This window comes from Pararobbsia alpina, from assembly GCF_965118125.1.
Taxonomy (GTDB): domain Bacteria; phylum Pseudomonadota; class Gammaproteobacteria; order Burkholderiales; family Burkholderiaceae; genus Pararobbsia; species Pararobbsia alpina_A.
Genome location: NZ_OZ221288.1, coordinates 1,272,403 through 1,292,420 on the forward strand (window position 1 = coordinate 1,272,403; position 20,018 = coordinate 1,292,420).

20 protein-coding genes are annotated in these 20,018 nt (G+C 62.6%); 7 read left to right on the plus strand and 13 right to left on the minus strand.

From position 1 onward, the window contains the following. The first annotated feature begins 6 nt into the window (after positions 1-6). The 5 genes from ACMFWR_RS23765 to ACMFWR_RS23785 are packed head-to-tail and all read left to right on the plus strand — an operon-like array spanning position 7 to position 5,754. Positions 7-999 carry a DUF58 domain-containing protein gene (locus tag ACMFWR_RS23765; RefSeq protein WP_413197142.1) on the plus strand — a complete coding sequence of 331 codons (993 nt, stop codon included), beginning with the start codon at positions 7-9 and terminating at the stop codon, positions 997-999. Continuing rightward, positions 996-1,589 (plus strand): DUF4381 domain-containing protein, encoded by a 594-nt coding sequence (locus ACMFWR_RS23770; RefSeq protein WP_413197143.1) that lies wholly within the window; start codon positions 996-998, stop codon positions 1,587-1,589. Before ACMFWR_RS23765 ends, ACMFWR_RS23770 begins: the two co-directional genes overlap by 4 nt. Further along, the gene (locus ACMFWR_RS23775) at positions 1,576-2,697 is read left to right on the plus strand and encodes a vWA domain-containing protein (protein ID WP_413197144.1); all 1,122 of its coding nucleotides are present in this window, start codon (positions 1,576-1,578) and stop codon (positions 2,695-2,697) included. The genes ACMFWR_RS23770 and ACMFWR_RS23775 overlap by 14 nt, the downstream gene beginning before the upstream one ends. Then, on the plus strand, positions 2,687-4,258 hold the full coding sequence (locus ACMFWR_RS23780) for a vWA domain-containing protein (RefSeq protein WP_413197145.1): 1,572 nt from the start codon (positions 2,687-2,689) through the stop codon (positions 4,256-4,258). Before ACMFWR_RS23775 ends, ACMFWR_RS23780 begins: the two co-directional genes overlap by 11 nt. Next, on the plus strand, positions 4,255-5,754 hold the full coding sequence (locus tag ACMFWR_RS23785; protein ID WP_413197146.1) for a hypothetical protein: 1,500 nt from the start codon (positions 4,255-4,257) through the stop codon (positions 5,752-5,754). The genes ACMFWR_RS23780 and ACMFWR_RS23785 overlap by 4 nt, the downstream gene beginning before the upstream one ends. A gap of 125 nt (positions 5,755-5,879) precedes the next feature. Here the strand turns inward: ACMFWR_RS23785 and ACMFWR_RS23790 are convergent, their stop codons facing one another. Both ACMFWR_RS23790 and ACMFWR_RS23795 read right to left on the minus strand, forming a co-directional pair. Next, positions 5,880-6,185 carry a hypothetical protein gene (locus tag ACMFWR_RS23790; protein ID WP_413197147.1) on the minus strand — a complete coding sequence of 102 codons (306 nt, stop codon included), beginning with the start codon at positions 6,183-6,185 and terminating at the stop codon, positions 5,880-5,882. Positions 6,186-6,234: 49 nt separating this feature from the next. After that, positions 6,235-7,356: an AbrB family transcriptional regulator gene (locus ACMFWR_RS23795; protein WP_413197148.1), complete on the minus strand. Its 1,122-nt coding sequence runs from the start codon at positions 7,354-7,356 to the stop codon at positions 6,235-6,237. A gap of 204 nt (positions 7,357-7,560) precedes the next feature. Here ACMFWR_RS23795 and ACMFWR_RS23800 point away from each other — a divergent pair, with 204 nt between their 5' ends. Further along, positions 7,561-8,166 (plus strand): TetR/AcrR family transcriptional regulator, encoded by a 606-nt coding sequence (locus ACMFWR_RS23800; protein WP_413197149.1) that lies wholly within the window; start codon positions 7,561-7,563, stop codon positions 8,164-8,166. Positions 8,167-8,262: 96 nt separating this feature from the next. On the opposite strand, the gene ACMFWR_RS23805 is transcribed toward ACMFWR_RS23800, so the two are convergent. The 10 genes from ACMFWR_RS23805 to ACMFWR_RS23850 all read right to left on the minus strand — a co-directional run bounded on the left by ACMFWR_RS23805 (position 8,263) and on the right by ACMFWR_RS23850 (position 18,467). Then, a complete protein-coding gene (locus ACMFWR_RS23805; protein WP_413197150.1) occupies positions 8,263-9,333 on the minus strand; it encodes an SDR family oxidoreductase in 1,071 nt (356 codons plus the stop codon). Positions 9,334-9,398: 65 nt separating this feature from the next. Then, positions 9,399-10,517: a maleylacetate reductase gene (locus ACMFWR_RS23810; protein WP_413197151.1), complete on the minus strand. Its 1,119-nt coding sequence runs from the start codon at positions 10,515-10,517 to the stop codon at positions 9,399-9,401. After that, positions 10,514-11,377: an intradiol ring-cleavage dioxygenase gene (locus tag ACMFWR_RS23815; protein ID WP_413197152.1), complete on the minus strand. Its 864-nt coding sequence runs from the start codon at positions 11,375-11,377 to the stop codon at positions 10,514-10,516. The genes ACMFWR_RS23810 and ACMFWR_RS23815 overlap by 4 nt, the downstream gene beginning before the upstream one ends. A 27-nt stretch (positions 11,378-11,404) precedes the next feature. Beyond that, a complete protein-coding gene (locus ACMFWR_RS23820; RefSeq protein WP_413197153.1) occupies positions 11,405-11,689 on the minus strand; it encodes a YciI family protein in 285 nt (94 codons plus the stop codon). 62 nt (positions 11,690-11,751) lie between these two features. Next, positions 11,752-12,690, minus strand: a complete 939-nt coding sequence (locus ACMFWR_RS23825; protein WP_413197154.1) for an NAD(P)-dependent oxidoreductase — start codon at positions 12,688-12,690, stop codon at positions 11,752-11,754. Between the two features lie 9 nt (positions 12,691-12,699). Further along, positions 12,700-13,773 carry a 2,3-butanediol dehydrogenase gene (locus tag ACMFWR_RS23830; RefSeq protein ID WP_413197155.1) on the minus strand — a complete coding sequence of 358 codons (1,074 nt, stop codon included), beginning with the start codon at positions 13,771-13,773 and terminating at the stop codon, positions 12,700-12,702. 36 nt (positions 13,774-13,809) lie between these two features. Beyond that, positions 13,810-14,745, minus strand: coding sequence for an ABC transporter permease (locus ACMFWR_RS23835; protein WP_413197156.1), 936 nt, complete (start codon positions 14,743-14,745; stop codon positions 13,810-13,812). 29 nt (positions 14,746-14,774) lie between these two features. After that, on the minus strand, positions 14,775-15,779 hold the full coding sequence (locus tag ACMFWR_RS23840) for an ABC transporter permease (RefSeq protein WP_413197157.1): 1,005 nt from the start codon (positions 15,777-15,779) through the stop codon (positions 14,775-14,777). Continuing rightward, positions 15,751-17,316 (minus strand): sugar ABC transporter ATP-binding protein, encoded by a 1,566-nt coding sequence (locus ACMFWR_RS23845; protein WP_413197158.1) that lies wholly within the window; start codon positions 17,314-17,316, stop codon positions 15,751-15,753. The genes ACMFWR_RS23840 and ACMFWR_RS23845 overlap by 29 nt, the downstream gene beginning before the upstream one ends. Then, complete coding sequence (locus tag ACMFWR_RS23850) at positions 17,313-18,467, minus strand: ABC transporter substrate-binding protein (RefSeq protein WP_413197159.1); 1,155 nt, start codon at positions 18,465-18,467, stop codon at positions 17,313-17,315. Before ACMFWR_RS23850 ends, ACMFWR_RS23845 begins: the two co-directional genes overlap by 4 nt. Before the next feature lie 319 nt (positions 18,468-18,786). Here ACMFWR_RS23850 and ACMFWR_RS23855 point away from each other — a divergent pair, with 319 nt between their 5' ends. Then, entirely contained in the window at positions 18,787-19,698 is a 912-nt protein-coding gene (locus tag ACMFWR_RS23855) for a helix-turn-helix transcriptional regulator (protein WP_413197160.1), read from the plus strand. 11 nt (positions 19,699-19,709) lie between these two features. On the opposite strand, the gene ACMFWR_RS23860 is transcribed toward ACMFWR_RS23855, so the two are convergent. After that, a complete protein-coding gene (locus ACMFWR_RS23860; protein WP_413197335.1) occupies positions 19,710-20,018 on the minus strand; it encodes a hypothetical protein in 309 nt (102 codons plus the stop codon).

The following is a 20,018-nucleotide window of genomic DNA, read 5'->3' on the forward strand; positions in this document are numbered from 1 at the left end:
CGCACCATGACCCGCTCTCATGCCCCGCCGACCCTCGCCACCGTGCCTGCATCTTCGGATATCGGCCGCATCTACGTCGACGCGGCACACCTCGCACGTCTTGAACTCCAGGCGCACGGGCTTAGCTTCATTCCGCCCGCGCCGCTGACGAGCGTGCTGTCCGGCAACCATGCTTCGCGTTTGCGCGGGCGAGGACTTCATTTCGAAGAGATCCGCAACTATCTGCCCGGTGACGATATCCGCCATATCGACTGGAAAGTCTCGCTGCGACTCGGCAAAGCGCAGATTCGCAGCTACACCGAGGAGCGTGACCGGCCGCTGCTCGTGATCGTCGACCAGCGGATGAGTCTGTTCTTCGGCTCGCGTCGTGCATTCAAATCCGTGGTCGCCGCCGAAGTCGCGGCCTTCGCCATCTGGATGGGATTCGCGGCGGGAGATCGCGTGGGCGGCGTGGTGTTCAACGACGAACGCGTCGTACGCGTGCGGGCGCTTCGCAGCCGTAGCCGTATCAAGACCCTGTTCGCGACCATCGTCGACATGAATCAGCAGCTTCGGGCGGACACGGACACGCGCACGAACTACGACCAGCTGGATGCAGCGCTTCAGGGCGTGCTGCAGATCGCCGGACACGACTGCCTGGTTTGCGTCATCAGCGACTTCGCCGGAGCGACGCCGCGCACGCGAACGCTCTTGCGCGCGCTTTCCGCCCACAACGATGTCGTCGCTGCGATGATCTTCGATCCGCTCTGGCAGCGCGTGCCCGAGCATCGTGCGCTGGTTGTCAGCGAGGGCCAGCTTCAGGTCGAACTTCGCATCGAGCAGGAGCGCGTCCGGTTGCCGCTGACCAGTCTCTTCGAAGGACGCGCGGCCGAGGTCGCCGAGTTGTTGCGAACGAGCGGCGTGCCCTTGATGGCGATCTCGACCGAGGATCCGGTGGTCGATCAGGTTCGACGCATGTTCGGCAAACGGGCGCGCTTGTCGCAGGGAGCTGGACTATGAACGCTTCACAGCCCGCTTTACAACCCGCTTTACTGCCCGCCTCACCACTCATGACGCCGCCCACGTCACCGCAGCTGTCGCCCGCCGGCACGCCGCAGACGTTGAAGCGACTCGAGGAACTCACGCTGCCGGAACCGCCGTCGTATGCGCCGCAAACAGCGGGCTGGATCGTGGTGGCATGCATCATCTGCCTGTGTGCGGGCTTTTTGGCGTGGCGCCTGCTGCGGCGGTATCGAGCGCAGCGATACCGTCGCAGCGCACTCCTCGAGTTGCAACGCATCGAACGCCGACTCGACGATGCGTCGACTCGCGTCTCAGCGCTCGGCGACGTGGCGCTTCTGCTCAAACGCACAGCGATGAGTATCGTGCCGCGCGATCGCGTCGCAGCATTGAGCGACGAACGCTGGATCGCTTTCCTGCGGCAGACACGCGGTCGATTCGACGCACGCTCTGCGCCGCTTCTTTCTCTCGCCAGCTACGCACCGCCCGATGTCATCGCCGCAGTGCCGCCTGAGCGCGTCGCGTTGCTGGTCACGCATGCGCGCGACTGGATCCGCCATCATCGCGCTCCCGAACGTGTGGAAATTTGACGACCTCTGGATGTTCGCGCTGCTACCCCTGCCGCTCATCGTGTGGTGGCTGGTTCCCGCCTACCGGACTGAGGCGCCCGCCATACGCGTGCCGTTTTTCCACGAAATGGCCCACGCAGCGCGAGAACGACCCGCACGCGGCGGTGTGCGGCTACGCCGCAACGCGATGCTCAAGGTCCTGCTGCCGCTGATGTGGATACTGCTTGTGTCGGCAGCGGCACGCCCTGTCTATGTCGAACCGCCGATCACCGAGGCGATGCCCACGCGCGACATGATGCTGGCCATCGACCTGTCGGGATCAATGGCCGCACGCGATTTCATCGACGCCACCGGCAGCCCTATCGACCGCCTCACGGCGGTCAAACACGTCGTCACCGACTTCGTCGCCGCGCGGAAAACCGACCGCATCGGGCTGATCGTGTTTGGCGACGCCGCCTATCCGCAGGCTCCGTTCACACTGGATCATCAAGCTGTCACGACGCTGATCGATCAAATGCAGGTGGGCATGGCCGGGCCCCGCACGGCGATCGGCGACGCCATTGGCCTCACCGTCAAGCTGATGGACACGTCGCACGCGCAGGAGCGCGTGATGATCCTGCTGACTGACGGCAACGACACGAGCAGCGCCATTCCCCCTGATCGCGCGGCCGACATCGCGCGCGATCACCACCTTGTCATCCATACCATCGGGATCGGCAACCCCGACACGACGGGCGAAGATCGTGTCGACCTCGAAGCGCTTTCGCGTATTGCCTCCGCAACAGGAGGGCGAGCGTTCCGTGCGCTTGGCGCGCAGCAGGAACTCGCAGACGTCTATGCCACCCTGGACCGGATCACTCCGATCAAGGTTCAACGCGAAATCTATCGTCCTCAGCGTGACTTTTACTGGATCCCGCTCGCCGCCGCGGTGGTGCTGCTCACGCTCTATCACGCCGTAGCGCTCCTGCTGGCAGGGTTGCATGCGATGCGCGTGCCTCCAATGTCTTCGATGTCTTCAACACAAGAGATCCGCCCTGTTCCTGCGGCAACACATTCACCGCGTGACACAGCACAGACGCAGACGCACGTAGCGCGCGCTTCAGTGAACGAGGTCAGCGATGGAAATTGATCTCAGCGTGTTTCACTTCATCCGGCCGGCATGGCTATGGCTGTTGGTTCCGGCGTTCGCTTTACCCTGGTTCTGGTTCCGCCGCAACGACGTGCGACATCGCTGGCGCAACATCATCGAACCGGCTTTGCTTGAACACCTGATCGTGGGCGAAAACCGTCAAAAACGTATTCGTCCCGTGCACATATTGGGCCTGTTGATCGGCCTGGGCGCAGTCAGCGCCGCAGGTCCGACGTGGCAGAGGGAGCGCCCACCCTTCGGCCAGGATCAGGCGCCGCTTGTCGTCGTCCTCGAACTCGCGCATTCGATGGACGCGACCGACATTTCGCCCACCCGTCTGGAACGCGCGAAGCAGAAAATACTTGCCCTGGCCCATGCCCGACGGGGCGCACGCACCGGACTCATTGTCTTCGCCGCGTCTGCACATCTGGTGGTGCCACCTACCGACGATGCCTCGATGCTCGAACTTTACGTGCCGGCGCTGTCTCCTTCGTTGATGCCCGCCGACGGCAAGAACGCCGCAGCCGGGTTGCGCGAGGCCGAGCGCCTGCTCGATCGGGATCCGGCAGCGGGAACCATCGTCTTTATCAGCGACGGCTTCGATGAAGGCCGGGCGAGCGAATTTCTGGCTGCGGCCAAAGGCGTTCGCCATCAGCTGTTGTGGCTGGCAGTCGGATCGGAAGACGGAGCCCCGATTCGCGCCGACGATGGCACGATCGCCATGGACGCAGCAGGTCATCCCCTTCGGGGCTCGTTCAACGTCGACGCCATTCGCTCGGTGGCGCACGATGCGGGCGTGCCACTCGCGAGCCTGCGTGCCGACGATGACGACATCGCGTGGGTCCGCCACCGCGCACAGGCCTGGCTGGCACAGGTCGAACAGTCGCACGTCGCCCCACGCTGGAAAGAGGCCGGATATTGGCTGGTCTTTCCGCTGATCGCGTTGGCGCTCTGGTCGTTTCGCAAGGGATGGACCGTGAAATGGCTGCCCGCGGTCGTGCTCGGCTTGAGCGCGATACTGATGCCGCATACAGCCCATGCGGGCTCCTGGCAATGGATCGACGCGTTCGCGACGCACGATCAACAGGGCCGCTGGTATTTCGAGCATCACGACTTCAAGACCGCGGCTCAGCGATTCGACGACCCGATGTGGAAGGGCCGTTCACAATATCTTGCCGGCGATTTTACGGGTGCACTCGAATCGTTCTCGCGCCTGAAGACGGCCGACGCCTACTTCTATCTGGGCAACACCCTCGCCCATCTCGACGATTATGCCGGTGCCACGCAAGCGTATGAGAACGCGCTGAAGATCGATCCTCATCTCAAAGCCGCCGAGGCGAATATCGATCTGATGCGACACCTGATCGCGGAGGACAAACGCTCGGAGTACGACCCGGAAAACGACAAGCCTGACCAGGTCGTCAAGGACAAGCGCAAGGGTCAGGGAACGAAAGCCATCAGTGAAGGCGCGCCTCGTCCGACCGAGGAAGTGTGGCTGCGCAATCTCAACACATCGCCTGCGCTGTTCCTGCGGCAGCGATTCGCTGTGGAGTCGCAATGATCGCGGCCCGCATCTTCCGTCACGTTGCGCGGTGCACCGCCATCCGGGTTGCGTGCTTCGTAGCCTGCATGGCCGTGCTTGTCTGCGCGTCCGCCCATGCATACGCCGACGCCGACCCTGGCAGCGCGCCGCAAACACGCGTTCGCGTGCACCTCGACCCCGCTGGCCCCGTCGTAGCCGGCACGGAGGTCAAGCTTGTCGTCGATCTGCTGACAACGACCTATTTCACCGACGCGCCGGACTGGCCGTTGTTCAACCTGGCCGATGCAGTGGTCAGCCTGCCCGACGAACAAGCGACCAATCTTTCGGAAACGATCGACGGTGTCCGATGGTTCGGAGTGAGCCGCGCATACCGTATCGCGCCTCAGGCTGCGAAGACCTTCGATATCGCACCGTTCGTGATCACCCTGCATCCGGGTGGAATCGACACGCCGGTCAAAGTCACGACGCCCGCGCTCAAGCTCATTGCGACCTTGCCGGAAGGTGCCGAAGGCATGAAGACATTCTTCGCGACCACGGCGTTGACAGCGACACAACAGATCGCGCCGGCGAAGAAGGACGCACAGGTCGGCGAGGCCATCACGCGCACGATCACGCAACGCGCGACGGGCACGCAGGCGATGCTTGTACCGCCCGTCGTGTTCACCGACGTCGAGGGGTTGCAGCGCACCGCCGGCCCGGCGTCGACGCACGACGTCACGGATGACCGCGCCGGGCTGGTCGCCGGCTTACGCACGGACAGCGTGAGCTATATCGCCCAACGCGCGGGTCATTACACGCTGCCAGCGATCAAGGTCGAATGGTGGAATGCGACCACCCATCGTCGCGAAGTCATCGAATTGCCGGCCGTATCCATATCGGTCGCCGCCGCACATGAACGGCCCGTATTCGATATTCCTGTCGACACGCTGACGGGAGACGTCAGGCATCGCATCCTCGTGATCGATCGCACGCAGCTCGTTGTCGGGGCCGTGATGGTCGTGGCGCTGTTTGCATTGGTCTGGGTTTGGCCTCGCGTCGCGGCATACGCCCGCGGGTTCATCCGCCATCTGCGAACTCAACGACAACGATGGGCCGATAGCGACCTCAGGAAGTGGTTCGCGTTGCGACGCGTTGCGCGTAGCGGCCGAATGACCCTGATCGTTCCGGTCCTCTACCGATGGCTCGACCGCGACGCTGATGCCCACCGCGCCCGACCGGCATCGCTCGCTGACCTGGCCGTGCCGGGGGATGCCGAGGCGCAGTCTGTTGTCAACGCTGTGATGGCGCGCTATGCACCGAACGCGGGTGACGTAGGCAACTCATTGCCGAACACAACATTGAGCGCGCCTGATGATCCAGCCGTTTCCCCGTCGTCGAGACCTGATGCGAAGCCAAAATCGCCCGTGCCTATCGATGCAACGACGCTACGTCGGGTCCTGCTCCATTACCGGCGTCACGTCAATCGCGCGCAGAAGCAGCGCAAGGACGAAATTCCGCCGCTCAATCCGTTCTAGCGCGGCCTGTGCACCGGCGGTGCTGTATGACGTGAACGACTTGTTCAACACCTGCGGCTACGCTGATGCGCCGGGACCGCAACTCGTCCACACGCTTCCCCTAAGCGCCGTGCCATCGCCCAACCTCACTCCCACGTCTTGCGGGCCTTCGCAAAGTGAATCGAAGCAAAGAGACCCATCGCGACAAAGCCCGTCGCAGCCGCAAGCCATGCGGACGCAGTAACCGTCGGCACGCCGTGTCGTCCCGCAAGCCAACCGGCGATAAGAAGATTCACCACGCCCCACACGAAATTGATGAGCGCCGAAGAGCGACCGATTCCGCGCGGCGTGGCAAAAGGCGTAGGAAAGGCCTCGCCTCGCAGGCCGCTTGCCAGATGCGGGATGGCGTTGCAAAGCAGCGCGCCTGTAAAAAACATTGCGATAACGTCCATCGACGTAACTCCAGAAAAGAAAGGGATTGAGTTTCAGAGGCTCGGACTTTCAGGCGTCCTCGTTCGCATCCTGCATTTGCGGCCGGTCGACAGGTGCGGTGGCGGTCGCCATCCATCGGCCCAGTGCCGGACCGACGAGCAACACGGTGACGAAGCGCGCCATCTGCATGGACATAACAAACGGCACATCGACATGACTCGTCGCCGCAATGATCGCGACAGAGTCCGCGCCGCCGGGGCTCATCGCAAGATAGGCCGTCAACGGATCGATACCGGCGAATACGACCAGGCCCAACGCGAGCACACCGCACAGCACGATCAGCATCGCAATACCGGCGGCCATGCGCGGCAGGGCGCGGACTGCGTACCTCAGCAAAGGCCGCGTAAAACGCAGGCCGATGCGCCAGCCGACCATCGCGTATGCCAGCACCAGCAGCCAGCGCGGCAGTTCGATATGCAACCAGCCTTGACGCGCGAGCACCGCGCTCACCACGAGCGGAAGGAGCAATGCGCCACCCGGAACGCGCAGACGTGCCCCGACGACGGGTCCCAGCACAGCGATGGCCAGCGTGCAGACGAACGGCATCCACGCGATCGCCGGAAACCAGTCTGCCGCGCTCATCGCATGCGTGGCGTGTGCACCGAGCGCGCGCATCAGGACCGACGCAATCGCCGCGACGAAAATGACCCGCAGATATTGCATGGTGCCGACCAGCTGCGCATCGGCGCCGTAGGCTTGCGCCATCAGCGTCATCACGGTCGCCGCACCGGGGCTGAGTCCCCACATCGCCGTCGTGCCAGGGAGCATGCGCATCTTCGTCATAACCCAGCCGAGCGCCGCGCACATTGCAATGACCGACAGCACACCGGCCAAAAACACGAGCCAATGCGTCGTGATCTCGGTGGCCATCGACCACGGCAGCATCCTGGCGATCATGCAGCCGAGCAATCCCTGAACGGGTCCGAAAACCCATCGCGGTGGTTCGATCGAGCCATCGGCCGACGCAACCACGATGCCTGCGATCATCGGACCCAGCAGCAAAGCCGCGGGGATACCCAGTGCAAACAGCACACCGCTCGCCACGGCGGAGAGCGCGATCAGCACAATCCATTGAGCGGGCTTGCCGAATGGATGAAGCCAGCCTCGCGAGGCCGTCAATGACGTATTCATGTGTCGACGATCAGAGTGAAGGTAAGTCCGTTATGCGAGGGAATCCTCTCATAAGTCGGATACTAGAAGCAACCCTCACATATCTAAATCTCCAAACTCCAGCGTTTCGGCGCTCTTTGTGGTCACGCCATCGTCAAAATCTCAAAGTTATGAGAGGATTTGCTCTCAAATCTTCTCATTCCATTTCGATTGCCTGATACGCCTATGTCATCGCCCCGCCCTTTGGTCGCGCAGGAGCCCAAACGACAACGTGGCCGTCTGCGCGTCGCCGCGATCATCGAGGCGAGCGTCGAGTTGTTTAAGGAGAAGGGGTTCGATGCGGTGACGATGACGGAGATCGCCGCGCGATCCGGCACGGCGATCGGATCGCTCTATCGTTTCTTTCCGTCAAAAGACGCGCTCGCTGACGCGTTGCTACTGCAGTTCACGACACTCGTCACATCAGAGCTGACGGAGCTTGAGAAGAAAGTATCGGGCATGGCGCCCGACGAACTTGCAAACGCGCTGATCGATTTCAGCGAATCGCTGCGTGCACAGCGCAACTTTGCCGCCGCGCTGCTCGAAGAGCGAGGGGGCCGGGAATCCAGGCGGATGGAGTTCAGGGAGTTCATGCGCCAGCGCATCGCCCGGATCCTCAGGAAGTCCATTCCCGATCTTGACGCCAGCCGGGCAAAGACGATGGCGATCGTGATCCTGCATTCGCTGAAGGTGGTGTCGGCCACCGAACAGGAAACGCCCGCGGCGCGGGCGTTGATCCTGACGGAGACGCGCAAGCTCGTGCGTCTCTATATCGCGTCGGCCGTGGGCTGAATACGACCGCCGAATGCCGAGGACGATGGCGGAAGTCCTTGCGCGATTTCGCGGGGCATCCGATTCATAGCGACGCCGACGGCGCGCCAGGCCCGGTCAATCCGGAATCAGCCGCGCCTCCTTGAGGCGATCAAACAGTCGGAAGAACGCCTCGTCCGTGGCCTCAAAGTCCGCAAACCCGGCCTTGCGACTCTTGCCCATATCGGTGATGACTTCCATCGGGCGCCCCAGATCGGCATCGGTGTGCCACCACGAGGCAAGCTTGGCGATGTCGGGTTCGGCAAGATCGAATTTCCCGGCGATTTCGCGCCATGCAGGCGCAGCGTCCGCCATGCGGGCTTCAAGCGGGCGCACCGTGCCATCGAACGGCACAGGCTCGATGCCGAAGTAGCCGGCAATGCGCGACCACATCCACTTCCAACGAAACACATCGCCGTTCACGATATTGAAGGCCTGATTGCGTCCCTCCGCGTGTGTCGCAGCCCACTCGAGTTGTCGCGCGAGCAAGGCTGCGTCGGTCATGTCTGTCACGCCGTGCCATTGCATCGCCGAGCCCGGGAAGATGAACGGCATGCCCGTGTGGCGGCACAGCGTCGCGTACACGGCGAGCGTAGTGCCCATATTCATTGCATTGCCGACCGCGAAACCGATGACTGTATGGGGACGGTGCACACTCCAGCCAAACCCATGCCGTTCAGCAGCGGCAAAGACGCGATCTTCCTGCTCGTAGTAGAAATTGTCGACGCGCTGACGACCCTGCTCCTCGCGAAACGGTGTTTCGGGCACGGCACCCGTGGCATAGGCTTCGAACGGTCCGAGATAGTGCTTGAGGCCCGTCACGAGCGCGACGTGTTCAACGCTGTCCATCGCCTCGCCCAATGCATCGAATACGTTACTGACAATCGCACCATTGACGCGGATATTCTCGCGCTCGTTGGCTTGGCGTGACCAGACCGTAAAGAACACGTGACTCGGTTGCAGCCCCTTCAGTGCCGTGCGCAATGCATCAGCCGACGTCAGATCGACGGCAATCGACTCGACGCCCTCGACTTCAGCATGTGCACCACGAGAGAGGCCGCTGACGCGCCAGCCGTTCTCCAGCAGATGCCGCGCAAGCGTACTGCCCGTGACGCCACTGGCTCCCACCACCAGAGCATGTTTTTTCATCAGATTCCCCGATTGATTGAATGACCACCACGCCGTGGCGCGTCGCGAGTCGACGTTGATCGACGCTAAGCGACGCTCGACGCGGACATGTCGAAGCCCGCGAACGAGGCGCGCGTCGGCGCCTCGCCCGTCCATGCGAGTTCGAGCAGATGCCGTATCGCACGCTCGGACAGCGGGCGTGGATTGAAATAAGGCGAACGCATCGCTGCCTCGGCCGCGCGATCGAGATCGGCCGGTGTCACGCCAAGCGAAGCGAGCGTGACGTTCAGACCGATCCGGTGTGCAAACGCGTGCAATGCACTGACGGGGTCGTCGGTGCCGAGCGCGCGCTCCATCCGAAGCAGCGCCTGCGGCACAGCAGGCAAGTTGAATGCGAGCGCATACGGCAGAATCGCCGAATGCATCTCCGCATGCGGCAGATTGAACAAACCGCCCAACGTATGGCACAGCTTGTGATGCAGCGCCATGCCGACGCTGCCGAGTACCGTCCCGCACAGCCACGATCCATACTGAGTCAGCTCGCGCGCGTTCATATCCTGCGTATCGCGACACACGGCAGGCAGCCCTTCGACAAGACTGCGTATGCCCTCCTCGGCAAAAATCGACATGACGGGGTTGCTGTCCTGCGCATACAGTCCTTCCGCCGCGTGTGCAATCGCGTTGAGCCCACTGGCCGCGCTGGCCGCAGCGGGCAGCGTGAGCGTCAGGCTCGCGTCATAGAGGACCGTGCGGGGCAACACGCGCGCGCTCTTGCCCGTGCGCTTCTCGCCCCTGTCCGTCAGGCCGTAGATCGGCGTGACTTCCGATCCCGCATACGTGGTCGGAATCGCAACGATGGGCAAGCACGTGTCGAGCGCAATGGCCTTTGCAAGGCCGATCGTCGAGCCGCCGCCAGCTGCAATCAGACCGTCCGCGTGGATATCGCGGGCGGCCTTGACCCCTGCTTCCGCAGTCTCGACGGGCACGTGCATCACCGCGCGATCAAAGATGCCGGCGCATCGATCCGGCGCCAGGTCATGCACGCGCTCCGCGAGCGCACGTTGCTCGGGTGTCGACAAGATGAGCGCGCGCCGAATGCAAAGCTCGTCAAGCTCCGCATCGAGCCGGGCCAGCGTGCCCGCTCCGAACACAATGCGACTCGCGCGACTCGTATAGGTGAACGGTGTCGAAAAGGCAATCGTCATGGCGCAGGGTTCAGGACGAAGTCGAACGCGAGCGTGCAGAACGGCTCGTCGAGCGTCGTGCCGTCGGGCGCAACGCCGGCCGGATGCTCGATCCAGTCTGCGATCAATGACGAACGCACGCCGAACACCGCATCGGAGTCGAGATAGCGGTCACCCTCGCGGAACACATGCGTGACGAGGCGCTCATAACCCGGCGCCGTAATCATGAAATGCAGGTGCGCAGGCCGCCATGGATGACGATCAAGTGCAGCGAGCATCTTACCGACCGGTCCGTCGTGCGGGATCGGATATGGCTCGGCGACGATGGTCCTGAAGAAATATCTTCCGTCGGACAGGCTGCACAGTACGCCGCGCGCCCGATGCGATGCCAGGTCGCGGTACTGGACATCGTAGAAGCCATCTTCGTCTGCTTGCCAGACTTCGATCTGCGCGTTGGCCACCGGCTGCCCATCGAGCCCCACAATGCGGCCTGACACAAAACATGGCTTGCCCGGCGCGCCATTGGCCACGTCAGCGCCGTTCTCGTACGCGGGAGCGTCCGACACGAAGAACGGCCCGAACACCGTCGCCTCGGTGCAGCCTTGCGGTTTGCGACTTGCCATCGCCGTCACCAGCATCGACAGGCCCAGCGTGTCCGACAGAAGAATGAACTCCTGCCGCTTGTCGTCCGTGATATTCCCCGCTTCGGTCAGAAAGCGGATGCCCGCTTCCCACTCAGCCTCGGTCAGTTCGACTTCACGCGCGAACGCATGAAGATGACGCACCAGGCTGGTCATGATCGTACCGAGCCGCGTGCTCTTCTGCCCCTCATGACGAGCAAGCACGGCGTCGGTGATCGTCGTTTCATCCAGATTCCGCATGATTCGAAGTCTCGTCGGCGGGCCGGGTCAGCGATTGTCGACACGCTTGTTGAACGGGCGAATATCGACGCTCTTCCAGATCCCGGCCGCGTTGAACGGGTCATTGGCATTGAAGCGCTGAATCACTTCGATATCGTCGGCTTCGAACAGGAAGAAGCTCCCGATCATCGTTTGCTCATCGGCCGCGAGCAGCGGGCCCGAGATCACCATCTTCGCAGGCGACGTGCCGAGATAGGCCTTGTGGGCGTCGTAGTTCGCGAGGCGGCGGTCGACCATGCCGTCGTGGTCGAGGCAATACACGGTGTAATGCATTCCAGGCTCCATAAATAAAGCTGCATTGAGGCGATCTCACCCGGTCGCAATGACCTTGGCGATCACCGCGATGTCTGTGCGTCACTGTCATGGCCGACACCTTGAAGGTGAGCGGCCGCTTCGACGGCACGGACAATCGAAAAGAAATCGAGTTCGGCACCATCGCCGCTCGCATAAACACTGAACTGGTCGCGCACAAGGGCAGCGGCAGCCATAGGCACACCCGCATGCTCACCCGCGTCGACCACCAGCGACATGTCCTTGAGCATCTGGCGCGACGAGAAGGCCGGCGCGAAATTGCGCTGGCGCAGCGGATCGAGCTTGTATTTGACGAGCGGCGATGCCACGACGCTATCGCCGATCACATCGAGCATCTGCACCCAGTCGAGTCCGCCTTTACGGCCGAGCGTCAGCGCTTCACCGAGCAGCACGGCGGTGGACCCCACAAGGTGATTGATCGCGAGCTTCAGATAGCGCGCCTGCTGATCGTCGCCCACGTAATACTGCTTGGCCGACAACGCTTCGAACATCGGACGCACGCGCTCGTACGCGTCATGCGGCCCCGATGCGAACACCGTCAGTTGCCCTTTTTCGGCAAGCACCGTGCTGCCCGAGACGGGGGCGCCGATATAGGCCATGCCACGTTCGCGCGCCGCGTCGCGCACTCGCACGGATGCCGCGGGCGACACCGTGCTCATATCGACGTAGATCGCGCCGACGGCAGCGTGCGCAACGATACCGCCGTCACCCAGCGCGATCTTCAGCAGAACCGCATCGTCGGGAATGATCGATACGATGATCGACGCCGACGCGCAAAGCCCGGCAACCGATGTCGCGGGTTTGGCCCCTTCGGCCCCAAGCTCGGCGATGCGCTGCGTATCCACGTCGAACACAGTGACGTCGAACCCTGCTTTGAGCAAGTTGCGCACGATCGGTGTGCCCATCTTGCCGAGTCCGATCCAGCCGATGGTGGGACGTACCCCATTGAGTGATGTCGTCATAAGTCGGTATTAGCGCGTGATTTGCGGATTGATGAGAATCTTCATCTTGTCGCCCGTCTTGTCGCTCAGCGCATCGAAGCCCTTGGCCACGACGTCGTCGGCATCGATCAGATCGTGAATCAGCTTTTCGACCGGGAATTTCCCGCTGCCGATCATGCTGATGATCCGTGGCCACATCGTGACCGGATAGCACCAGGTGCCTTCGATCCGGATGTCCTTGAGCGCCCATTTCATGGGCTCGACCGTGGCAGTGCCGACATGCAGTCCGGCCTGCACGACCGCACCTTGCGAACGCACGGCGTCGACACACGCGTTCAACGCATGCTGATTGCCGACGCATTCGATCGCGACGTCGACACCGACGCCATCGGTCAGATCGCGGATCTTCGCGGCGAGCTCGCCGTCCGACGGATCGAAGATCTGCGTTGCAACACCGAATTCCGCCATCTTCGCCGCGCGGCGCGGATTCGGTTCGCTGATAAAGATCTTGCTGGCGCCAGCGGCATAGCAGGCCAATGCCGACAACACGCCAATCGGACCCGCACCCGTGATGAGCACCGACGACCCCGCCGTCACGCCGCCACGATCGACCGCATACAGCGCCACCGCGGCCGGCTCGATCAGCGCACCCTGCTTGTCGCTGACCGTATCGGGCAGCTTGTTCGCGTGGTAGTCGTTGATCACCGTGTACTCTGCCATGCCGCCGCCATCCCAGCTCAGGCCCACGCAGCCCATCTTCGTGCACAGATGGCGTTGCCCGCGTACGCAGTAATAGCATTGACCGCACGAAGCCAGCGGCATCACCGAGATGCGGTCGCCGGCCTGGACGTTCTTGACGTCACGCCCGACCTCGACGACTTCCGCACTGAATTCGTGACCGAGAATTTGCGGCGCCTTGGCGCCCGTGAGCGGATGCGGCTCAGTCGGCACGACGATCGGGCCCGCCTGATATTCGTGAAGATCTGTGCCGCAGATGCCGCACCAGAGCGGCTTGACGATCATCTGCGTCGCACCCATCGTGCTCGGATCGGGCACGTTCTCAACGCGGATGTCATGCGCACAGTGAAACCGGACTGCTCTCATTGCCTTGCTCCTCTCATACAGACTGCTTTGAATGCCCTATCGACGACGCCGCACGACGTAGCACGCCGATGCGACAACGATGATCAGCCCCTTGACGATGGTTTGTGCCTGCACCGGCATACCGACGAGCAACACGATGTTGAAGACGATGACAAGAATCGCGGCGCCCGTGAGGCCGCCAAGCAGCGAGCCGCGACCGCCCGACAGCGCGACGCCGCCCATGACCGCGGCCACGATCGAATCGAGTTCGAATCCGCGTCCGACCCAGTTGTCGACGATGCCGACATAACCCGACAGCACCAGTCCCGCGAGACCCGCGAGCATCGAACTGATGACGTAGCACGCGATGCGCACCCGATCGGGATTGACCCCGACGAGCCGCGCCGACTCCGTGTTGCCTCCTGTCATGAAGACGCGCCGCCCGAACGTCGATCGGTGGAGCACAATGCCAAACAGCACCGCGCACACCCCGAGCATCACGACGTTGACCGGCACGCCCCGCACGAATCCCGTGCCCATTTCATGAAACAGCGGCGGCACGTTGCCCGATGGAGCACCTTGTGTGTAGGCGAACCGCAGCCCTTCGAGCACCACGGCGGTTGCGAACGTCGCCAAAAACGGCGACACCTGGCGCTGTGTCACGAGTACACCGTTGACGACCCCGGTGCACGCGCACACGAGCAGCGTGACCGCAAAGATCTCGGGCGCTGAAGCGTTGGTGCCGTCGAAACCCGTCGCGATCACGGCAGCCGTAGCCATCACCGACGCCACCGACAAGTCGAGTCCGCCGACCAGGATGACGAACACCTGCCCCGTGACGACGATGCCCAGCGGGGCAAACTGCACGAGCATGTTGATCACGTTGTCGCCGTGCAGGAACGCCGGGGACACGAGGCCGGACACCGCGACCAGTGCGACGAAAAACACAACGATGCCGTAGCGACGCACGACGTCGAGAGAAAGAGCACGCATGGGCGAGTGAGATTTATGGATCAAGAGGCTCATGACGTCACCCGCTTGCGTTGCGTGTTCAGACACACCGCGAGAATGATCGCGGCGCCCTGCACGATGAGCTGGTAGTGCGACGGGATGCCGATAAAGTTGATCAGGTTGTTGAGCAAGCTCAACAAATAGACCGCGGCCAATGTGCCCATCACGCCGCCACGTCCACCCGTCAGCACGGTGCCGCCGACCACGACAGGCGTAATCGAGGCGAGCGTGTAGTTCGCGCCGAGATAGGGCTGCCCTGATCCGAATTGCGCAGCGAGATAGATCCCCGTCAGTCCCGCGCACAATGAAGAGAAGGCGTAGACGCAGAGCACGACGCGCGCCCGCGGAATCCCGTTCAGCGATGCCGCGTATTCGTCATCGCCGACCATATAGACGTAGCGGCCGAGGCGCGTATGACGCATCGCGAACGACACGGCGAGATACAACACGAAAACAATCGTCGCCGTGATGGGCACGACGCCGTACCGGCCGTATGCGAGTGCATCGAAACCGTCCGGGACATTGCCAGCGGGACCCAGGGAGTAGTACAGGATCGCGCCCTGAAGCACCGCGCCCATGCCAAGCGTCACGATCAGCGGGTGGACGCGGAGCCAGAGCACGAGCCCGCCGTTGATCAGGCCGACAGCCAGCGACAGCGCGATGACTATCAGCAGCGCCATCGTCCATCCGACGCTCGGGTTATCGGATAGCCCCGAAGTCAAGGTTGCCGCCACACTGATCAATGATCCCACGGAGAGATCGATGCCACCCGTGAGTATGGTCAGCGTCTGTCCCAGTGCGACAAGCGCAAGGCCGGTCGCCTGCTGGTGCACATTCAGCATATTGTTGAACGTCGCGAACCGGTCGCTTGCCCATGCGCCTCCTACGATCAAGACGATGATCAGACCGAGCACCGCATAGACCGCACCGTGATGCGCGATATGACGACGCAACACCAGCCGACGATCGTCGAACGCAGGCGTCGACTTATTGAGCGGCTTCATCAGCGTATTCATGCTCGCCTCCTCGCAGGTCTGTTGACGGATCCGCCTCGGCAGTGGCGAGGCGCATGATGTCGTGCTCCGTCATCCGCGTGCCGCTGACCTCGCCATTGATGCGCCCTTCGCGCATCACAAGCACGCGATCGGACATGCCGATGACTTCCTGCAATTCCGAGCTGATCATCAGGATGCCGAGGCCGCGCGAGGTCAATTCGCGCATCACGCGATAGATCTCCGCTTTGGCGCCGACATCGACCCCGCGCGTCGGCTCATCGAGGATCAGCACGTGCTTGCACACGCGAATCCAGCGTGCAATCAGCACTTTCTGCTGATTCCCTCCCGAAAGCGTCGCGACGCTCCCCGTTGGCCGCGCACCCGCGATCCGATAGTCCCGAATGGCTTCCGCGCCTGCCTCGCGCTCGGCCTGGGCATCGAGCATCGCGAGTTTCGACACACGTTCGAGCGTCGTCGCCGTCACGTTGCGCGCGACATCGAGCAGCATCAGCAGCCCTTGGGATTTGCGGTCCTCTGTCACGAAGCCGAGACCGAGCCGGATCGCTTCGCGCGGTGTCATCTTCGAACGGGTCTGGCCGCATACGCTGATCGTGCCGCCGCGTGTGGGCAGCGCACCAAAGATGCCCGACGCCAGCTCGGTACGGCCTGAGCCCACCATGCCTGCGATCCCGACGATCTCACCAGCACGCACGGTGAGCGACGCATCGAATACGCGCTGGCCGACATCGAGACCACGGACGTCGAGCAACACGCGCGCATCGGCCGCGACGCCCGGCCTGGCCGGATAGATTTCCTTCATTTCGCGCCCCACCATCGCGCGGACCAATGCCTCTCGCGTCGTATCAGACACGGCCTGCGTCGACACCTTGCGCCCGTCCTTCATCACGGTGACGCGATCGCAGAGCGCGAAGATTTCATCGAGCCGGTGCGAGATATAAATGATCGCGACACCGCGATCGCGCAATGCTCGAAGCCGCGTAAACAACAGCTCGACCTCTTTGCCCGCAATCACGGCCGTCGGCTCGTCGAGGACGAGCACACGTGTGTCGCTCGCCATCGCCCGCGCGATCTCGACCATCTGCTGGTCAGCGACCGACAGGTTGCCCACCCGCTCCCGGCAATCGAGTGCCACGCCAAGGTCCCCGAGCAAAACGCGCGCGTCGGATTCCATCTTGCGATGGTCGACAAGGCCAAGACGCGTGCGCGGTTCGACGCCAGCGAAAATGTTGGCCGCGACGGTCGATTGCGGAAACAGCACCAGTTCCTGGTGAATCACATGGATCCCGTGCTCCTTCGCTTCCGACGCCGTCTTCCAGCGCACGGGCTTGCCATCGACCATCACGTCCCCCTCATCGGGGACATAGACGCCGGCCATCACCTTCGTCAACGTCGACTTGCCCGCACCGTTCTCGCCGACGAGCGCGTGAATCTCGCCGGCGCGTACGCCGAACGACACCGCGTCGAGGCTCTTCACGCCCGGGAATGACTTGCTCACGTTGCGGACTTCGATGACATCGATTGCCGAGGGCGTGCTCATTTCTCACCCGGCAGCTTGACCTTGAACGTTGCCGGGTTGTACCCCGGTCCCATGCCGCCATCGATCAGCTCGTCAGGCGGTCCGTTCTTGTCGACGATCTCGTCGATGTATTGATCGGGATGCGGCACGGAGGCCGTTTCGTCTCCACGTGTCACCGCGATTTGCGGGCTGATCTCATAGATCTTCGGCAGCGGCTGACCCGCAAGCACCTTGAGCGCGACATCGATCGATGTCCCGCCCATCGACGGCGGGTAGCCGATCTCGAGCATCGGGATCTTGTACTTGAGCGCGAGTTGCAACGGCCCGTTCAGATCGGCCGTCGTGTGCGGAGGAATTTCGCCGGCCTTGAAGCCCGCCGCGACGAACGCATCGATCGAGCCGGCGACAGGCAGTCCATGCGCACACCACACCGCATTGATCGTGTGACCGTACTTCGAGATCATGGCCTGCATCTGCTGCTTGGCCTTGACCGGGCTCCAGTCCGAATAGACCGTGTCGAGCACCTTGATATCGGGGTATTGCGAGAACACCTGCTTCGCCGCCGTCTCGCGATCGGCGCTCACGCTCGACCCTGCCTGGCCCGCGAGCATGATCACATTGCCCTTGCCATGCAGCTTCTCGACGATCCACTGAGCCCAGAGGCGGCCCATCATCGCGTCGGAACCCGTCACGAACGAGACGAAGTTGTCGGAGGCGATGCGGCGGTCGACCATCACGACGGGGATGCCCTGCTTCATCACGCGCGTGACGACCGGGTCGAGCGCCTTTTGCGTGTTGGCGCTCACGATCATCAGATCGACGCCGCGCGAGCTCAAATCCTGGATGTCCGCGGCCTGCTTCGCGTCGTCCATATTGCCGTTCGTGATGATGATCTGCTTGATCAGGTCCGGATGCTCGGAGGCCGCCTTCATCAACGAGTGTTGCATCACAACGCGCCAGCTATCGCCCAGGCCCGCATTCGAAAAGCCGATGACGTACGGCGGCTTCTTCTTGAACTTCGCCGTATCCGAGAACGGAATCTGGACCGCCGGATTGAACAGGAAGGTGCGAGGCGCACCCGTGTAGTCGGCATGAGCGGACATGGAAGGAAGCATCATCGCGGCGGCCAGCGTTGACGCGCCGATGCGAAGCAGACGGGAAAAGTGACGCATGTTTGCGTGTCTCCATAGTGTTTTATGTGCGTCGCCGCAATGCCGCGATGTGTAGACATCTCGACGAATCCCGATGCAAGGCGTCCACGTGAATGAGGCGGCGGGCGTCGGATACTCATTGCTGAATGACGCATATCGACGCTTCACGTTGCTTCGGACCACGACCTATAATCAGTCCGTCGTCGGCCCGTTACGCTTGCAGGAAGATCCTGATCAACGACGAACGCAGCGTGACATGATTGAAACGGGCCATCTAGCAATTGCCATTACTAGTAATGGCAGTAACAGGGAAGCATCGGAGAAGTAAGGAGACACGGCGATGGAGAAGCAGCAGCGGCTCAATGAACTCGCGGACTTCCTGCGCACGCGGCGTGCGCGTCTGCGTCCGGAGGATGTCGACTTTCCCTGCGGACCGCGCCGCAAGACTCCGGGTTTACGCCGTGAGGAAGTCGCCGAACGCGCTGGCATCAGCGTGACGTGGTACGCATGGCTCGAACAGGGACGCGAGGTCAACGTGTCGTTCCGGACCGTCGAGAGTCTGGCCAACGCGCTCAACCTGTCGCCTCACGAACGCACCCATCTCTTCGAACTTGCGAATCAATACGTGCCGCCGGGACCCTACCCGATTGCGCAGAACGTGACCGATACGGTGCGTCGCATGCTCGATCAGCTCGGCAATATGCCGGCGTATGTGGTCGACGGAAACTGGAACTACGTCACGTGGAACGATGCGGCCGTCAGGGTATTCACCGACTTCCGCAAGCTGCCGGCAGGCCGGTGCAACCTGCTTTGGTTCACGTTTCAGGAAGAAGGCGCTCGCAAACTGTTTCGCGGCTGGGACGCTTATGCGAAGTGCGTGCTCGCCCAGTTCCGTGGCGACTACATCCTGCGGCCGTCGGGAGAAGTGTTCCTGCGCGATCTCGTCGAAGAACTCTGCGATACCGATGCAGACTTCTGCCGCTGGTGGGCCGAGCACGAAGTGCTCAAGCGCAGCGACTGGCGCAAGGTCATCGAGCACCCGGTCGCGGGTGTGCTCGAGCTTGATGCGCTTTCGCTCGAAGTGCCCGATGCGCCGGGTATGCGCATCATGGTCTATACGCCATCGCCGTCGACCGACACCGCCGAACGCATTGCCGCACTGATGAAAAGCGCGCGTACGGCGGAGAAGCCATTTGAAGCGGCGACGGTGCTCGATACGTTTCGGATGCCGGCCGTCAGATCCAAGGGCTGATCACTCGCGCGTCAAGGCGACTCAATCGTCATGCCAAGCAACGCCGAACTCACGCTCTTGCCATGCGCATCGAGCGCAAGCGAGCGCGTGACGCCGCCGCCGAGCGCGTCGCGCAGCACGAAGTTGAACGCGGCGAGATTCGGCAGCTCATAGCGGACGACTTCGCCTTGCACGACGTCGGCGAGCCATGTCTTGACGGCCTCGGGAGTCAGCACACGGCGCAAGTGATCGAAGTGCTTCGGGTCATGGCAGATGACCGAGACATTGAGCGTGTTGCCCTTGTCGCCCGTGCGCGAGTGAGCGAGCTCACGCAGCTTCAC

What these genes read in the sequence shown, in the direction of transcription:
- ACMFWR_RS23780 (WP_413197145.1), top strand. Translation starts at nt 2,687, where the DNA reads ATGGAAATTGATCTCAGCGTGTTTCACTTCATCCGGCCGGCATGGCTA.
- ACMFWR_RS23835 (WP_413197156.1), bottom strand. Translation starts at nt 14,745, where the DNA reads ATGCGTGCTCTTTCTCTCGACGTCGTGCGTCGCTACGGCATCGTTGTG.
- ACMFWR_RS23800 (WP_413197149.1), top strand. Translation starts at nt 7,561, where the DNA reads ATGTCATCGCCCCGCCCTTTGGTCGCGCAGGAGCCCAAACGACAACGT.
- ACMFWR_RS23765 (WP_413197142.1), top strand. Translation starts at nt 7, where the DNA reads ATGACCCGCTCTCATGCCCCGCCGACCCTCGCCACCGTGCCTGCATCT.
- ACMFWR_RS23820 (WP_413197153.1), bottom strand. Translation starts at nt 11,689, where the DNA reads ATGCATTACACCGTGTATTGCCTCGACCACGACGGCATGGTCGACCGC.
- ACMFWR_RS23845 (WP_413197158.1), bottom strand. Translation starts at nt 17,316, where the DNA reads ATGAGCACGCCCTCGGCAATCGATGTCATCGAAGTCCGCAACGTGAGC.
- ACMFWR_RS23810 (WP_413197151.1), bottom strand. Translation starts at nt 10,517, where the DNA reads ATGACGATTGCCTTTTCGACACCGTTCACCTATACGAGTCGCGCGAGT.
- ACMFWR_RS23805 (WP_413197150.1), bottom strand. Translation starts at nt 9,333, where the DNA reads ATGAAAAAACATGCTCTGGTGGTGGGAGCCAGTGGCGTCACGGGCAGT.
- ACMFWR_RS23825 (WP_413197154.1), bottom strand. Translation starts at nt 12,690, where the DNA reads ATGACGACATCACTCAATGGGGTACGTCCCACCATCGGCTGGATCGGA.
- ACMFWR_RS23790 (WP_413197147.1), bottom strand. Translation starts at nt 6,185, where the DNA reads ATGGACGTTATCGCAATGTTTTTTACAGGCGCGCTGCTTTGCAACGCC.
- ACMFWR_RS23840 (WP_413197157.1), bottom strand. Translation starts at nt 15,779, where the DNA reads ATGAATACGCTGATGAAGCCGCTCAATAAGTCGACGCCTGCGTTCGAC.
- ACMFWR_RS23815 (WP_413197152.1), bottom strand. Translation starts at nt 11,377, where the DNA reads ATGCGGAATCTGGATGAAACGACGATCACCGACGCCGTGCTTGCTCGT.
- ACMFWR_RS23830 (WP_413197155.1), bottom strand. Translation starts at nt 13,773, where the DNA reads ATGAGAGCAGTCCGGTTTCACTGTGCGCATGACATCCGCGTTGAGAAC.
- ACMFWR_RS23795 (WP_413197148.1), bottom strand. Translation starts at nt 7,356, where the DNA reads ATGAATACGTCATTGACGGCCTCGCGAGGCTGGCTTCATCCATTCGGC.
- ACMFWR_RS23770 (WP_413197143.1), top strand. Translation starts at nt 996, where the DNA reads ATGAACGCTTCACAGCCCGCTTTACAACCCGCTTTACTGCCCGCCTCA.
- ACMFWR_RS23850 (WP_413197159.1), bottom strand. Translation starts at nt 18,467, where the DNA reads ATGCGTCACTTTTCCCGTCTGCTTCGCATCGGCGCGTCAACGCTGGCC.
- ACMFWR_RS23785 (WP_413197146.1), top strand. Translation starts at nt 4,255, where the DNA reads ATGATCGCGGCCCGCATCTTCCGTCACGTTGCGCGGTGCACCGCCATC.
- ACMFWR_RS23855 (WP_413197160.1), top strand. Translation starts at nt 18,787, where the DNA reads ATGGAGAAGCAGCAGCGGCTCAATGAACTCGCGGACTTCCTGCGCACG.